Source organism: Tardiphaga sp. 37S4, from assembly GCF_021044645.1.
Classification (GTDB): Bacteria; Pseudomonadota; Alphaproteobacteria; order Rhizobiales; family Xanthobacteraceae; genus Tardiphaga; species Tardiphaga robiniae.
This window is the reverse complement of sequence record NZ_CP088008.1, coordinates 2,198,234-2,213,848: the sequence shown is the minus strand read 5'-3', so window position 1 is coordinate 2,213,848 and position 15,615 is coordinate 2,198,234. Positions and strand designations below refer to the sequence as shown.

Annotated in this window: 16 protein-coding genes; 12 read left to right on the top strand and 4 right to left on the bottom strand. The window is 61.6% G+C overall.

What is annotated here, in order from left to right; genetic code table 11:
* Positions 1-46: 46 nt before the first annotated feature.
* On the bottom strand, positions 47-214 hold the full coding sequence (locus LPB73_RS10820) for a hypothetical protein (RefSeq protein ID WP_231080567.1): 168 nt from the start codon (positions 212-214) through the stop codon (positions 47-49).
* Positions 215-348: 134 nt separating this feature from the next.
* Here LPB73_RS10820 and LPB73_RS10815 point away from each other — a divergent pair, with 134 nt between their 5' ends.
* The 9 genes from LPB73_RS10815 (at position 349) to LPB73_RS10775 (ending at position 8,247) form a co-directional block, all read left to right on the top strand.
* Complete coding sequence (locus tag LPB73_RS10815) at positions 349-555, top strand: DUF6894 family protein (protein ID WP_231080566.1); 207 nt, start codon at positions 349-351, stop codon at positions 553-555.
* 113 nt (positions 556-668) lie between these two features.
* Complete coding sequence (locus tag LPB73_RS10810; protein WP_120289362.1) at positions 669-1,406, top strand: DUF1236 domain-containing protein; 738 nt, start codon at positions 669-671, stop codon at positions 1,404-1,406.
* A 289-nt stretch (positions 1,407-1,695) separates the two neighbouring features.
* Positions 1,696-2,163 carry a type II 3-dehydroquinate dehydratase gene (gene aroQ, locus LPB73_RS10805; protein WP_231080565.1) on the top strand — a complete coding sequence of 156 codons (468 nt, stop codon included), beginning with the start codon at positions 1,696-1,698 and terminating at the stop codon, positions 2,161-2,163.
* Between the two features lie 51 nt (positions 2,164-2,214).
* A complete protein-coding gene (gene accB / locus LPB73_RS10800) occupies positions 2,215-2,709 on the top strand; it encodes an acetyl-CoA carboxylase biotin carboxyl carrier protein (protein WP_231080564.1) in 495 nt (164 codons plus the stop codon).
* Positions 2,710-2,739: 30 nt separating this feature from the next.
* Positions 2,740-4,092, top strand: coding sequence for an acetyl-CoA carboxylase biotin carboxylase subunit (gene accC, locus LPB73_RS10795; RefSeq protein WP_231080563.1), 1,353 nt, complete (start codon positions 2,740-2,742; stop codon positions 4,090-4,092).
* 116 nt (positions 4,093-4,208) lie between these two features.
* Positions 4,209-5,732, top strand: coding sequence for a sensor histidine kinase (locus tag LPB73_RS10790; RefSeq protein WP_231080562.1), 1,524 nt, complete (start codon positions 4,209-4,211; stop codon positions 5,730-5,732).
* Positions 5,729-6,169 carry a response regulator gene (locus tag LPB73_RS10785; RefSeq protein WP_089264105.1) on the top strand — a complete coding sequence of 147 codons (441 nt, stop codon included), beginning with the start codon at positions 5,729-5,731 and terminating at the stop codon, positions 6,167-6,169. Before LPB73_RS10790 ends, LPB73_RS10785 begins: the two co-directional genes overlap by 4 nt.
* Entirely contained in the window at positions 6,166-7,260 is a 1,095-nt protein-coding gene (locus tag LPB73_RS10780) for a response regulator (RefSeq protein ID WP_120289356.1), read from the top strand. Before LPB73_RS10785 ends, LPB73_RS10780 begins: the two co-directional genes overlap by 4 nt.
* 147 nt (positions 7,261-7,407) lie before the next feature.
* Entirely contained in the window at positions 7,408-8,247 is an 840-nt protein-coding gene (locus LPB73_RS10775; RefSeq protein WP_231080561.1) for a metallophosphoesterase family protein, read from the top strand.
* On the opposite strand, the gene LPB73_RS10770 is transcribed toward LPB73_RS10775, so the two are convergent.
* Positions 8,174-8,671: a Crp/Fnr family transcriptional regulator gene (locus LPB73_RS10770; protein ID WP_231080560.1), complete on the bottom strand. Its 498-nt coding sequence runs from the start codon at positions 8,669-8,671 to the stop codon at positions 8,174-8,176. The genes LPB73_RS10775 and LPB73_RS10770 overlap by 74 nt on opposite strands.
* Before the next feature lie 251 nt (positions 8,672-8,922).
* On the opposite strand from LPB73_RS10770, the gene LPB73_RS10765 reads away from it, so the two are divergent.
* From LPB73_RS10765 to upp, 3 genes are read left to right on the top strand one after another with little or no spacing between them, the layout of a single operon-like run.
* A complete protein-coding gene (locus tag LPB73_RS10765; RefSeq protein WP_231080559.1) occupies positions 8,923-10,179 on the top strand; it encodes a GTP cyclohydrolase II in 1,257 nt (418 codons plus the stop codon).
* A 10-nt stretch (positions 10,180-10,189) separates the two neighbouring features.
* Positions 10,190-11,434 carry a URC4/urg3 family protein gene (locus LPB73_RS10760; protein WP_256461293.1) on the top strand — a complete coding sequence of 415 codons (1,245 nt, stop codon included), beginning with the start codon at positions 10,190-10,192 and terminating at the stop codon, positions 11,432-11,434.
* Between the two features lie 39 nt (positions 11,435-11,473).
* Positions 11,474-12,103 carry a uracil phosphoribosyltransferase gene (upp, locus tag LPB73_RS10755; protein WP_068736713.1) on the top strand — a complete coding sequence of 210 codons (630 nt, stop codon included), beginning with the start codon at positions 11,474-11,476 and terminating at the stop codon, positions 12,101-12,103.
* Positions 12,104-12,160: 57 nt separating this feature from the next.
* Here the strand turns inward: upp and LPB73_RS10750 are convergent, their stop codons facing one another.
* Positions 12,161-13,606 carry a DASS family sodium-coupled anion symporter gene (locus LPB73_RS10750; protein ID WP_089264098.1) on the bottom strand — a complete coding sequence of 482 codons (1,446 nt, stop codon included), beginning with the start codon at positions 13,604-13,606 and terminating at the stop codon, positions 12,161-12,163.
* A gap of 452 nt (positions 13,607-14,058) precedes the next feature.
* Positions 14,059-15,414 (bottom strand): NAD(P)/FAD-dependent oxidoreductase, encoded by a 1,356-nt coding sequence (locus LPB73_RS10745; protein WP_231080558.1) that lies wholly within the window; start codon positions 15,412-15,414, stop codon positions 14,059-14,061.
* Positions 15,415-15,615: the final 201 nt, after the last annotated feature.

Below are 15,615 nucleotides of genomic sequence, written 5' to 3'. Positions count from 1 at the left end.
CGTAACAGCCGGCCTCTTTGAAACTCGATCAATATTACAGCGATAGTTACGCGATGTCCTCGATTGTCGTCTCGCCGTCATCCGGGCGCTGCTCAAAGCGCGATAGCTTGTTTGCCGTATTTTCCAGGACGCCGGCGACAAAATCGGACACCGAATTCTCGATCGGCGCCGCTTCCGCAATCTTCTGAACGATCATCTCCACAAAGGCTGGCATCGCATTTTCCTTATTCGATGGTGCAATGCACGTGCTGCCATTTGGTTCCGGCTGAGACCGTCTTCATTCCATTTCCGACGTAGGAACATCCCCAACGGTGGTGGATTGCCCTTTACGGAGGAGGAGAAAGAGCAATGCCAAAATATCATTTCGAGATTGTCGATGGTTTCCGGCTTGAGGACCCCGTAGGTCTGGATTGTAGCGACGACACGCAAGCCAGGGATGTCGCCAAGAGTATTGCTCATCAAATCGCGGTTGATATCGCAGGCGACTGTGACCGGAAGGTCGTCGTCATCGATGACAACGGCGAGGAAGTCTACAAGACGAAGATCAAGCCCTGACGCGGCGTGACGTATACTCAAGCATAACAAAAGCAATGGAACTACACTTTCTCAGGAACATCCCTCCGCCAATGCCGTTGTACGGCGGGCAATGCATCGCGAGGAGAACCAAGATGAACAACCGTTTATTGATGAGCGTCGCCGCCGCTGCACTGATTGCAGGTTCGGGTTTGGCTAGCGCGCAAAATCCCGGCGGCGCAGGAGCTGCAACGTCGGGTGGTGGCGCCGGAGGTGCCGGAATGACCCGTGAGGCGCCGGCGGGCGGTGCTGCACGTAGCGGCGCAACGAGCGCGCCCGCAGGCGGCGCGGCTGCTGATCGTGCTGCGCCGGCCGAACGCAACGCACCAGTCAACAAGGACGAAGCGACCGACACCACCAACAAGTCCGAGCAGAAGCCGGCGGTGAAGTCGACGCAGTCGGACGACAAGATGCAGCGTGACGACAAGCGTACGACCGACTCGACCCGTGACAGCGGAAAAGCCGGCAAGGACATGAAGGCCGATTCCAAGTCGACCGACTCCAAGTCAGGTGCTGACACCAAGTCGACATCGACGGAGACCAAGTCGACCACGACTACCGGTCAGGCCGGCGCGGGCGCCAAGCTGACCACCGAGCAGCGCACCAAGGTCACCACGGTCATCAAGCAGCAAAATATCCAGCCGGTGACCAATGTGAACTTCTCGATCTCGGTCGGCACCCGTGTGCCGCGTGAAGTCCGCTTCCACCCGCTTCCGGCTGAGATCATCACCGTCTATCCGGATTGGCGCGGCTATGAGTTCTTCCTGGTTCGCAACGAGATTATCGTCGTGAACCCGCGGACACTCGAAATCGTCGCAGTCATCGACGCCTAAGGCGGGGCATCTGATGTGACACCCGGGCGGGCTCGAAAGGGTCCGCCCGTTTGCTATCCGGGACGCTCCGCCCCTGTCGTGATCCGGCAGATTGCCGGAATGGCACCAGTGGCTTTAACCTTGGTTAATAAGCATTTTCCACAGGTTCCATCGGGCTTTTTATGAATTGGGTGAGGTATTTGGCTGGGGGAACCCGGGGTCTAGAGGCTTCCCCTCCGCGGTTTGGTTACCTATAACCCCGGGCAGAACGGCGCCCACCCGCGCCCATTGCTATTGCCCGGGATGTCCGATGGCCAATGCCACGACCAACACCATCTACGTGCTCAACGGCCCCAACCTCAACCTGCTGGGAATCCGCGAGCCGGACACCTATGGGCATGCAACTCTGGCCGATGTCGAGAAGTTGTGCGTGACCACGGCCGCGCAATATGGCCTGACCGCAGATTGCCGGCAGTCCAATAGCGAGAGCGAGCTCATCGGCTATATCCATCAGGCCCGCGAGAAACACGTGGCCGGCATCGTGATCAATGGCGGCGCTTATTCGCACACCTCGATCGCCTTGCACGACGCCATCGTCGGCGTGCGCATTCCAACTGTGGAAGTGCATGTCAGCAACGTCTACACCCGCGAAAGCTTCCGCCACCATTCCTTCATCGCCAAGGCAGCCTTTGCCAGCCTCTGCGGCTTCGGCATCGAGGGCTATCGCCTTGCCATCAGCGGCCTCGCCGCAAAAATCGGTGCCAACGCCATCGCGTGACGCGCCCGCTTCGCTCATTATTCGTCTTTCACTTCAGACATTGGATTGCCCATGGCCCGCAAGCCTGACGACATACAGACCGCAACGCCGCAAGCCAGCAACGATAGCGGCATGATCCGCGAACTGGCGCTGCTGCTGGATGAAACCAACCTCACCGAGATCGAGGTCGAGCGCGCCGGTCTGCGCGTGCGCGTCGCGCGTAACATCAGCGTTGCTGCCGCTGTGCCGGCTTATGCGCCCGCACCGGCTGCTGCACCCGCGCCTGTCGCCGCAGCTGCTGCCGCACCGGCCGCCGCCGACATGACCAAGCATCCCGGCGCCGTGCCCTCGCCGATGGTCGGCACCGTCTACCGCGCCCCGGAGCCCGGCAAGCCGGCCTTCATCGAAGTCGGCGCCAAGGTTGCTGCCGGACAGACTTTGGTCATCATCGAGGCGATGAAGACCATGAACCAGATCCCAGCACCGCGGGCCGGTACCGTGACGCAGATCCTGATCGAAGACGGCTCGCCGGTCGAATACGGCGAAGCGCTGGTCATCATCGAGTAACACCACAACGTCCTCTGACTTCGGAACGCCATGTTCGAGAAAATCCTGATCGCCAACCGCGGCGAGATCGCATTGCGCATCCTGCGGGCCTGCAAGGAGCTCGGCATCGCGACCGTGGCCGTGCATTCAACAGCGGACGCCGACGCCATGCATGTGCGCCTCGCCGACGAGAGCGTGTGCATCGGCCCGCCGGCGTCGAAAGACAGCTACCTCAACATCCCGTCGCTGCTCGCCGCCTGTGAAATCACCGGCGCAGATGCGGTGCATCCCGGTTACGGCTTCCTGTCCGAGAATGCGCGCTTCGCCGAGATCCTCGCCGACCATAATCTGAAGTTCATCGGCCCCAAGGCCGAGCACATCCGCCTGATGGGCGACAAGATCGAAGCCAAGAAGACCGCCAAGCGGCTTGGCATTCCCGTGGTGCCCGGCTCCGACGGCGGCGTCGGCCCCGAAGACGATGCCATAGCCATCGCCCGCGAGATCGGCTTCCCGGTCCTCGTCAAGGCAGCCGCCGGCGGCGGCGGCCGCGGCATGAAGGTCGCGCAGACCGAAGCCGATCTGCTGATGGCGCTGTCCACTGCCTCGAACGAGGCCAAGGCTGCGTTCGGCGACGCGTCGGTCTATCTCGAAAAGTATCTGACCAGGCCGCGCCACATCGAAATCCAGGTGCTGGGCGATGGCCGCGGCGGCGCGCTGCATCTCGGCGAGCGCGATTGCTCACTGCAGCGCCGTCACCAGAAAGTCTGGGAAGAAGGCCCTTCGCCGATCCTGTCACCGGAAGCGCGCGCCAGGATCGGCGGCATCTGCGCCAAGGCGATGCAGGACATGCAGTATCTCGGCGTCGGCACCATCGAATTCCTCTACGAGGACGGCGAGTTCTATTTCATTGAAATGAACACCCGCATCCAGGTCGAGCATCCCGTCACCGAGATGATCACGGACATCGATCTCGTGCTGGAGCAGATCCGCATCGCCGCCGGCGGCGACCTGCCCTGCACCCAGGAAGAGGTCAACATCATCGGCCATTCCATTGAGTGCCGCATCAATGCCGAGAACCCGGAAACCTTCCGGCCCTCGCCCGGCACGATCACCCAGTATCACGCCCCCGGCGGCCTCGGCGTCCGCATCGATTCCGCGGTCTATCAGGGTTACAAGATCCCGCCTTATTACGACTCGCTGGTGGGCAAGCTGATTGTCCACGGCAAGAACCGACCGGAATGCCTGATGCGACTCCGGCGGGCCCTGGACGAGATCGTTGTGGACGGCGTCGAGACGACCCTGCCGCTGTTCCGGGCCCTGGCCCGGGAAAGCGACATTATCGAGGGCGACTACCACATCCACTGGCTGGAACAGTATCTGGCCGGCAAGGCTCCCAAGACCTGAAACATTTGGGATCAGTCTGGAACCAATCGCCTCGATCCGCGTTTTTTGTGCTGCCGGGAGACGTCCGGCGGCGGGGGCCATATTGAAGTCCAATCTGCAATCCAAGCGAGTACTACGTGACCGCTGACGCCGCCCGCAGGCGAGCGCTATGGCAAATCCTGGTGCTCTTGGCGGGATTGCTGGTGCTTGCCGCCATCAGTGCGGCCTCCGTTATCCTGGTGAACCAGGCACGTGACGATTCCAGGTGGGTGGTCCACACCGTCGAAGTTCAGAACCAGATATCGAACCTGCTGCTGGAAATCCGCCGGACCGAAAGCGCGACCCGCGCCTATCTGCTGTCCAGCGGTCCACAATTCCTTTCCGAATACGAAACCTCTGCGGCCGCGATCCTGCCGGCCGTCGACAGACTGGTGGCACTCGCCAACGACAATCCAGCCCAGGTCGCCAACACGGTCAAACTGCGTGCAGCCGTCGAGCAGCGACTGGCGGAATTCGCCAGGGGGATCGACCGCATCAAGAACAACGACATCCAGTCGAGCATCGACATCCTGCGTCGCGGCGGCGCCAATCAGGCCGTTCAGGACATCGCCGATATCACCCGCGCGATGCGCGCCGAAGAAGGCCGCCTGTTCGTCGAACGCACCCGGACGGCCGACCAGAGCCAGCAATGGGCCTCGTGGGTCACCGTGGCCGGCTCCGGCCTGGTGGTGCTCCTGGCGGCGCTGTCGATCTTCCTCGTGCGCCGCTCGTCAAACGCCCGCGATGAGGCGGAGGCCAGGTTGCGCGACAGCAACATCGACCTCGAAGCCGCCGTTGAGGAGCGCACCGCCGACTTGCGCGAAGCCAACGACGAGCTGCAGCGCTTCTCCTATATCGTCAGCCACGACCTCCGCTCGCCGCTGGTCAACATCATGGGCTTCACCAGCGAGCTCGAAGAGCTGCGCGGCGATATCTTCAGGCGCATCGCAACGCTCGCCAATGCAGACCCCGTCGTGCCCGATGTGAACGGCGAATTGCCGGAGCCGGCGCTGCCCGAACAGGACAAGCAACTCTCCGCCGATTTCACCGAAGCGCTCGGCTTCATCAAATCGTCGATCGGGAAGATGGATCGCTTGATCAGCGCTATTCTCAATCTGACCCGCGAGGGCCGGCGGGAGTTCAAGCCGGTGAAGATCGACACCCGCGAACTCATCGAAGGCATCGCTTCCACCGTAGCGCATCAGGCAGCCGAGACCGAAACCCAGATCCGCATCGAGCCATTGCCTGACATCGAGAGCGATCGTCTCGCAATGGAACAGATCTTCGGCAACCTGATCGACAATGCGCTGAAATATCTGAAGCCCGGCGTCCCTGGCGACATTCTCGTCAAGGGCCGCACCAAGATGGGCTTTGCGATCTTCGAGATCATCGACAACGGCCGCGGCATCGATCCCCGGGATCATCAGCGCATCTTTGATCTTTTCCGCCGTGCGGGTACACAGGACAAGCCCGGCCAGGGCATCGGATTGGCCCATGTGCGCGCTTTGGTGCGACGAATGGGCGGCACCATGTCGGTGTCATCGGAACTCGGCAACGGCAGCAACTTCACCGTCACGCTGCCGGCCAGATGGACGGGGCATAACCGGGATAAACAAACATGAGTAAGCCAGTTACCATCATTATGATCGAAGACGACGAGGGTCACGCCCGTCTGATCGAACGCAATATCAGGCGCTCGGGTGTCAATAATGAGATCATCCCGTTCACCAACGGTACAGACGCCGTCAACTATCTGTTCGGCAAAGATAGCACTGGCCTCGATCACAAGGGCGAAGCCCTGCTGATTCTGCTCGACCTCAACCTGCCCGACATGACCGGGATCGATATCCTGAAGCGTGTCAAAGAGAACGAATTTCTCAAATGCGCGCCCGTCGTGGTCCTCACCACCACCGACGACGCGCAGGAAATCAAACGCTGCTACGAATTGGGCTGTAACGTCTACATCACCAAGCCCGTGAACTACGAGAGCTTCGCCAACGCGATCCGCCAACTCGGTCTGTTTTTCTCCGTCATTCAGGTTCCGCAAGCGTCCACATGACATCTGCCACGACGCCTACGCTGCTGTATATCGATGACGACGCAGGTCTTGCGCGGCTGGTGTCGCGCGGCCTGACGCGGCAGGGCTTTGGCGTCGAGCATTGCGACAATGGCGAAGCCGGGATCGAACGGATCAAGCAGGGTGGCATCGACGTCATCGCGCTCGATCAATACATGCCGGGCCTCGACGGGTTGGAAACGCTGGAGCAGATCCAGAAGCTGCCCTCGCCGCCCCCGGTGGTGTTCGTCACGGCGTCGCAGGACAGCAAGATCGCCGTCACCGCCCTCAAGGCAGGTGCCGCCGACTATCTGGTGAAGGACACCCAGGGCGACTTCCTGCCGCTGCTGCATGTCGCCTGCACGACCGCCATTAAACAGGCCCTGATATCAAAGGCACGCGACGACGCCGAAGCCGAAGTCCACGCGTCACGCGACCGCTATGCGGCCCTCGCGGCCGAGCGCGAAGTGCTGCTGCGCGAGGTCAATCACCGTGTCGGCAATTCGCTGCAGATCATCGCCTCGCTGCTGCATCTGCAGGCCAACTCAACCAGCGAAGATCACGTCAAGGTGGCGCTGACCAATGCCATGGGCCGTGTCGCCGCCGTGGCGCAGGTCCATCGCCGGCTGTACACCTCGCACGACCTCAACAGCGTGCTGCTCAATCAGTATCTGGAAGCCCTGCTGGAAGATCTCCGTCGCTCAGCCGAAGGCAACCGGATGTCGCGCCTGACGCTGAAGGCCGAATCTGTCGAGATCGATCCGGACCGCGCCGTAGCCATCGGCATCATCGTCAACGAACTGGTGATGAACGCCGTCAAATATGCCTATCCCGACGGAGCCGGCCCGATCCATGTCGTGCTCACCGCGCAGGGCGACCAGCTCGAACTGTCGATCACTGACGATGGCGTCGGCCTCAACGTGAAAGTCGATCCGCGCTCCACCGGCATGGGCCAGCGCATCGTCAATGCCATGGCCAACAAGCTCGACGCCTCCGTCGAGCGCGATCCCGACCATGCCGGCACGCGTATCGTGCTGCGGTTCTGCGCCGTCACCAAGCCCGTGGCCAAACCGCCGGTCAGCGCTGCGGGCTAGGCCCGTCTGCGCTGCGGCCGCGCCTTAAACACTCCCAACCTGCACAAATATGCCGCGCCCGTTCGCCTTGCGCGGTTCCATCGCATGCCTAGACTGCAACTTTCAGTCTGCTGATATTTCTCTTTCTTTCCGGACCTCGGATTTCATATGCGCTGCCTTGTCGTGGCCGACCTGCATTATTCTCTGCCCCAGTTCGACTGGTTGCTGAGCGTCGCGCCGCAATTTGACCTCGTGATCTTTGCTGGCGACGCTCTTGATATCGCCTCGGTCGTCGACTTCCGCGCTCAAATCCTGGTGGTGAAAAAGTATCTCGGCCTGCTTGCCCAACGCACCAAGGTGATCCTGTGCTCTGGCAATCACGATCTCGACGAACGCAACGATGAAGGCGAGAAGATCGCGCGATGGGTTGGCGATGTCAGACAACTCGGCATTGCTTGTGATGGTGACAGTCTCACCATCGGTGATACGCTCTTCACGGTTTGCCCATGGTGGGACGGTCCGCTGGTGCAGCAGCGTATCGTGCAACAACTCAGCGAAGCATCCGCACAAAGTGCAAAACGCTGGATCTGGGTCCATCACGCACCGCCGACCAACTCGCCGACGAGCTGGGGCGGCAAGCGTTACTTCGGCGATGTCGAACTGGTGCAATGGATCGAGGCGCATCGGCCCGCGATGGTGATCTCAGGCCACGTGCATGAGTCTCCGTTTGTCAAAGACGGCTCATGGTATGACCGGATTGGTGAGACCTGGGTGTTCAATGCAGGCCGACAGTTCGGTCGGCCGCCAACTTACATCGTACTCGACCTCGATGACGGCACAGCATTCTGGCTATCGGCGGAAGGCGCTGACCATATCGATCTGAACGCTCCGCTGCAGCGTCCGGCGTTACCGATCAAGGTCGCGCCCGCATGGCTCAGATCCTTGGATCGCCTTGACGATCCGAGTGTCGATCCGAACCTGGCGACACCTTCGTCGGCGACAGGTTGACCATGTTGTCCAGGAGTTCACCGACCATCGACAGATGCGTACCATGGCCGGCATATTGCTGCTTGATATCGGCGAGATAGCTCGTCGCCACATTGAGCCGCTGCGCCAGCAGCCGCGCGATCATCAGCGCGACGGTCGGGTGATCCCGCAGGAAATCCGTCGCATTCTCGAACTCATAGACTTGCGTCTCCATCGCGGCGCGCACGGTCGCGGTATGCGGCTGTTCGAGGAGCACCGACATTTCACCGACCACAGCACCGGGTTCGGTCAAACTCGCAACCACCGTGTCGCCCTTGACGACATCGAGCTGCCCTTCGATCAGCACGAACAAATGCCCGCTGGTCTGTCCTTCCCGGATGATCGTATCGCCAGCTGCAACGCGGTGCTTCACGCCATCGCTGCAATGATCCAGAACGGCGCGCATATCAGGCACTCCAACATGGTTGATAAAGCGTATGCTCGCCGTGACGATCGCGTGACACAAGGCCCGAATGCGCCGAAATTGTCGGCAACCAGCGCATATTGGGTGCGGCGGAGCTTGCGAGACGTCCCGCCCCGGCTACCACGTCTTTCACCCTGTTGCATTTGTTCGGGAGATAGTTATAGTTAGTTGCTTCCTTAGCAATAAGGCCCGTCCTTCCAGACGGGCCGTTGCCATTTTAGGGGGCCTTTGCGATGAGCCGTTCCAACCGGATCGATCATATTCGCCTGACGTCGCATCCTGCGCCGGGCGCCAAGCATCACTTCCCGATCCAGTGGGGCGCAGCCTCCGCACGCGAACGTGGACCGGTCATCGGCACCGTCTCCCGCCCGCAGGACCGCAACGTCATTGGCACCCATGGTGGCTCCTATTCGGTCTATCGCGCGCTCGCGGTTTCATCTGGCGCACTTGATCCGCTGAAGCGCCCCGACCTCACAAACACCCATCCCGCTGCTGTCGTCGGGCCTTTCGGACAATGGACCGATCCCGAGAAGATCGTATCGCTCGATCCCTGGGGTCATCTCGTTGCCGAGAACTTTGCGCCCGAGATCGCCGAAGGCATCGATATCCGCCCGAGCATCGCGATCACCAAGGCGCGGCTCGATCTGCCCGAGCTGCAGGCCGCGATCGCTGGCGGTCGCCTCAAACACGACGGCGACGTCGTGCATGCCAATGGCAGCGTCTCCGTCGTCAAGATTGCCATCGATCCCGTATGGTATCTGCCCGGTCTCGCCAAACGCTTTGATACCAGCGAGAACAATCTGCGCCGCCAGCTGTTCGAACAGACCGCGGGCATGTTTCCCGAACTCGTGACGCGGCCTGACCTGCAGGTGTTCCTGCCGCCCATCGGCGGGACTACCGCCTATCTGTTCGGCGACGTCAGCAAGCTACCGGATCACACGACCAAGATCACCTGCCGCGTTCACGACGAGTGCAACGGCTCCGACGTGTTCGGCTCCGATATCTGCACCTGCCGCCCCTATCTGATTCACGGTATCGAGGAATGCGCACGCGCCGGCCAGTGCGGCGGTCTCGGCATCATCATCTACAACCGCAAGGAAGGCCGTGCGCTCGGCGAGGTTACCAAATTTTTGGTCTACAATGCGCGCAAGCGCCAGGAGGGCGGCGACGCCGCTGCGCAGTATTTCGAACGCACCGAATGCGTCGCCGGCGTGCAGGACGCGCGCTTCCAGCAGCTGATGCCGGATGTGGTGCACTGGCTCGGCCTCAAGCGCATCGATCGCTTCATTTCCATGAGCGACATGAAGCATGATGCGTTGACCAGTCAGGGCGTCGAGATCGTCGAGCGCGTGCCGATCCCCGACGACATGATCCCGGCCGATGCGCATGTGGAGATCGCCGCCAAGAAGGCGGCCGGCTACTTCACGCCGGACCCGGTGACACCACAGGATTTGATCGACTCCGTCGGTCGCGGGCTTGAGAAGTATTGAGATATCAGCAGTGAATCCCCAGACCCCGGAAGCCTCTGCCGCCCTCTCCTTGCTGTCAGCTCACGCCGTGCGCACCCGTGCGCAACGCATGCTGAACCTCGGCCTCGACGACAAACTGCCGAACTTCCGCATCGATCTCACGCGCATGGACGACGTGATCAACCTGGTGCTGGACACGACGCGCGCCTCCTATCCGTCGCTCGATGTCCCGTTCCATTCGCGCTGGCGTCACTTCGTCAATGCCGGCGACAATCGCTGGGCCGATGTCGCGGATGGCATTTCATGGCCTGATCGCGCGGCACGCGGACGCGCGGAATTCGATCTCGCCATCACCAGCGTGTTTCTCGATGCCGGGGCCGGTCCGACCTGGCGCTATACCGATCCCCAAACCGGCGCGGCCATCGGCCGCTCCGAAGGTCTCGGTCTCGCGAGCCTCGCGATGTTCGCCGGCGGCACATTCTCTGCCGATCCCGCACAACCGCTGCGTGCCGATGCCAGCAAGCTCGCAGAGCTCGACGTCAGCGATCTCAAGCGCGGTATGCAGGTCTCCGACACCAATCCAATGGTCGGCATCGACGGCCGCGCCGATCTACTGCGCCGGCTTGGCGAACACGTAGCGTCGAAGCCCGATGTGTTCGGCACGAAGGATACGGCGCGGCCCGGCGGATTGTTCGACCGCCTGGCGTCGCTGGCTGACAATGGCCGCCTGCCCGCTCCCACCATCCTCTCGGAACTGCTGCTGCAACTTGGTCCGATCTGGCCGTCGCGGCTGACGCTGGATGGCATCGCGCTCGGTGATTGCTGGAAGCATCCGGCGATGACGACCTCGGATGCGACGAGCGGCCTTGTGCCCCTGCACAAGCTGTCGCAATGGCTGGCCTATTCGCTGATCGAACCGCTGCAGACCGCAGGCATCGATGTGACCGATATCGACGGCCTCACGGGATTGGCCGAATATCGCAATGGTGGTCTTTTCGTCGATGGTGGTGTCCTGAAATTTCGCGATCCTGCTGACGCCGCGCGTGAGCACGACGTATCGTCGCCGCTGGTGGTGGAATGGCGGGCGCTGACCGTAGCGCTACTTGACCGCGTCGCCGGCGGCCTGCGACAAAGACTGAAGCTCGACGCGACGTCGCTGCCGTTGGCCAAGGTGCTCGAAGGTGGCACATGGGCCGCCGGCCGCATCCTGGCGCGCGAGCGCCGCGAGGATCATTCGCCGCCGGTGAAGGTCATCAGCGACGGTACGGTTTTCTAGATCAAAGACGGTTTTACACTCTCGCAACGGATGAGGTTCATGGACGGCGTCACGATCGTTAATCACCCGCTGGTGCAGCACAAGCTGACGCTGATCCGCGACAAGAACCGCTCGACCAAGGGCTTTCGCGAACTGCTCAACGAAATCGGCATGCTGCTGTGCTACGAGGTGACGCGCGACCTTCCGCTCACCGATGTCGAGATCGAAACGCCGATCATGAAGATGACCGGCAAGGAAATCGCCGGCAAGAAGCTGGTCTTCGCACCGATCCTTCGCGCCGGCCTCTCTTTCGTCGAAGGCATGATCGGCCTAGTGCCCTCCGCGCGCATCGCGCATATCGGCCTGTACCGCGACCCCGAAACATTTGTCGCCGTGGAGTACTTCTTCAAGGCGCCGACCAATCTCGACGAGCGTCTGGTGATCGTGATCGATCCGATGCTGGCCACAGCGAACACGGCCGTCGCCGCCATCGACCGCATCAAGGAACGCGGCGCTAAGGACATCCGCTTCGTCTGCCTGCTCGCCGCCCCCGAAGGTATCGAGCGCCTGCGTGGTTATCACCCCGATGTGCCGATCTGGACAGCCGCGATCGACGATCGTCTGAACGATCACGCCTATATCGAGCCGGGTCTCGGTGACGCCGGTGATCGTGCTTACGGCACCAGGTAGTGAGGTGCGCCGACACGCGGGCGCCTCCTACCACGCAACACTTCCTTGGACTGTGGCTCAGTTGATCATCAGCAGCCAGGGCATCACGACCAGCAGCAAGCCGGCGAAATAGATCAACCCGAAGATCAGACCGAACTTCCAGAAGTCGGCCTTGCCGATATAACCGCTGCCAAAATACATCGGCGCCGGTCCTGTAGCATAGGGCGAGATCACGCCCATCAGGCCAAGCGAATAGATGCACAGCAGTGTCAGGGTCGACATCGGGATTCCGGGAATGCTCGACCCCACCGCCAGCACGACAGGCAGCATCGCCGCCGCATGCGCTGTAATGCTCGAGAAAAAATAGTGGATCCAGAAGAAGATCGAGACCAGCAGGATCATCGCGATGGTCGGGCTGAATGTGGCGAGTGGAGCCGCCAGGCCGGCGGCAGCCCATTTGATGAAGCCGATGTCGTTGAGGCCGGATGACAACGTCAGCAGCGATGTGAAGTAGAAAAACACCTCCCACGCCGCTTTCTCGGCGATGATGTCGGAAAACGTGATGACGCCGGTGACGAGCATCAGCGAGATCACAACGAACACCACCATGGTCGCATTGATGAAGTTCGAACCGAGGCCAGGCAGCGAGATGTCGGGATTGGATCCGGTGATCCATAGGAACATCGCAAGCACGACCAGTCCGGCCATGATCCATTCGCTACGCGACAACGCGCCCATGGATGCGAGTTCACCCGCGCTCCACGCCACGATCTCCGGGCTTTCTTTCACCTCCGGTCGGCAAATTGCGTAGCTCAGCAGTGGCAGAAGCAAAATCAGCGGCACGCCGAGCGGCGCGAAGCCGATGAACCACTGTGACCAGCCGACGTCCACGCTCACGATCTTCTTGGCGATGCTCAGTGCAGCCGCATTGGGCGCAAGCGCGGTGAGGAACATCGAACTCGTGACCGCAGTCGCCGCGAAGGCGGTCCACATCACGTAGGTACCGATCCTGCCGGCTGTCGGACCCGGCTCCGATCCGTAGATCTTCGGGATGTTGCTGACAATCGGATAGACCGTGCCGCCACTGCGCGCGGTGTTCGATGGCGTCGCGGGCGCGAGAACGAGATCAGACAGCGCAACGGCGTAACCCAGTCCCACCGTGTTGCGCCCGAGGCCGCGAACCAGCAGCAATGCCAGACGCCTGCCAAGGCCGCTCTTGCGATAGCCGATGGAGAATACGAAGGCGCCGACGATCAGCCACACCGTGCTTTCGGAGAATCCGCTCAACATCCAGCGCAGCGACTTGTTAGGATCGTGTTCGACATATCCCATCACGCCCGCAAAGGTCAGACCGATCAGACCGACCGCGCCAACAGGCATGGATTCCAGGATCAGGCCGGTAATCACCGCAGCGAAAACGGCAAAATAATGCCACTGATTGGCGACAAGCCCTGCCGGAATCGGGATGACGTACAGCACCAGCCAGACAGCGAGAGGTGCAATCTTCTTCCAGCTCAGCGACACAGCTTCTCCCCCGGCGAACCGAGCCGCCGTACCTGCGACAATACGTCCGGCAACGTAACACCAGTTGTTGCCCGGCGAGCAACCGCCAACGCGATCTGCGCCGCATGTATCACCATCTTAGAGCGCGCCTCTCTTTCCTTTCGCATCCGCAGCAAACGTCGCGCTGTCATGCAGCCGGTTACGCGCGGCGTTGCGCCGGCAGCTCCGAACGCGACATGGAGCGGCAGGAAATGCCGGTCTATCGGATGGTTTTCTTCACCGCGTGGGGAGCAAGCCGACGACAGGTCATAAGTGAAGCCGCCACTGCCGATCACCGGCACATTGCGTGCGCGTACCTCGGCCTGTGGGCGCACAGTCAGGCGACGCTCTCATGCTGGATCAGTGCCGCCCACGCTTGACGACATCCATGGCATCTATTTTTGCCAAGCCGCCCTGGCAACCGTCCCGGGAAGTCAGCGCGCCGAACTGACGCGCTTCTCCTCGCCGCTATGCGACGGCACGGATTGGCTGTCGACCACGGCACGCCCCTGCGTGATCAGCCGCGCGCCGCGCTGATCCAGCGTGTGGATCCACAGCCAGTTGATCGCAACCGCAAGACGATTGCGCAACCCGATCAGGAAGTAGATATGGGCGATGCCCCAGATCCACCACGCCAGCGCGCCGCGCAGCCTGACGCGGCCGAAGTCGATCACGGCGAGCTTCTTGCCGATCTGCGCGAGACTGCCGTCATGCGAATAGCGAAACGGTGCGGGCGTCTCACCACGCAAACGTTGCTTGATTGCTGACGCCACATAGCGCCCTTCCTGCTTTGCTGCCGGGGCAATGCCAGGTACTGGCTTGCCGTCAGGGGCAGCAATGGTCACGGTGTCACCGACAGCAAATATCTCGGGATGACCCGGCACTGTAAGATCGGGATTGACCTGCAGACGACCGGCACGATCAGCGGCAACGCCCAACCATTCGGCAGCCGGCGACGCGCGCACGCCTGCCGCCCAGATGATCGTCCTGGCGCCGAGTGCCTTGTCGCCATAGACAACGCCATCGATGTTGCAATCGGACACGGCATGTCCGAGCGCGACTTCAACGCCGAGCTTCTCTAACGAGCGTTGCGCATAGGCCGACAGATCCTCCGGAAATCCAGCGAGCACGCGTGTCCCCGCCTCGATCAGCACCACGCGCGTCTCGCGCGTATCGATATTGCGAAAATCTTCCGGCAGCGTCACCCGCGCGAGCTCCGCGATGGTGCCGGCGAGTTCGACACCAGTCGGTCCGGCGCCGATGATCACGAAGGTGAGCAGCGCCGCACGCTTGACGGGATCGCTCTCGCGTTCGGCACGCTCGAAGGCCGTGAGAATACGGCGGCGCAGCGTGGTCGCATCTTCCAGCGTCTTGAGGCCCGGCGCGAACGGCTCCCATTCATCATGGCCGAAATAGGCGTGGCCGGCACCCGTGGCGAGCACCAGTGTGTCATAGGGCAGCGTCTGCCCGTCATCGAGCAGCACCCGGCGCGCCGCCGCATCCACGCCGGTCACGGTGCCGAGCAGTGTCGTCACATCCTTGCGTCCACGCAACAGATAACGGATCGGCCAAGCGATCTCCGACGTCGCCAGCGATGCGGTCGCGACCTGATACAGCAGCGGCTGAAACAGGTGATGATTGCGGCTATCGACAATGGTGATGCTGATATCGGAACCGGTCAGCCGATATACGGTCTCCAGCCCGCCGAAGCCGGCGCCGACAACGACCACCCGATGAGGCGTTGTCGTTCTGATCGATGCCTTGCCGTCGATTGTCACGATATTCGTCATGGTGAACAGGCTCCCTGCCTGCATCCTGATAGCTATGCCCGTCGTCCGAACAATCAAGCAACAATCGGGCGCGCCAGGCCGGTTGTTGAGCGGTTCCAGATTGATCAGCCCGCGTTGGCGTCAGTGTGCCCTGCGCGACCAGGACCGATCCAATAAGTAAGCCAAATGCCGGGCATAAGCATTGCTTGGTTCGTGATTCCG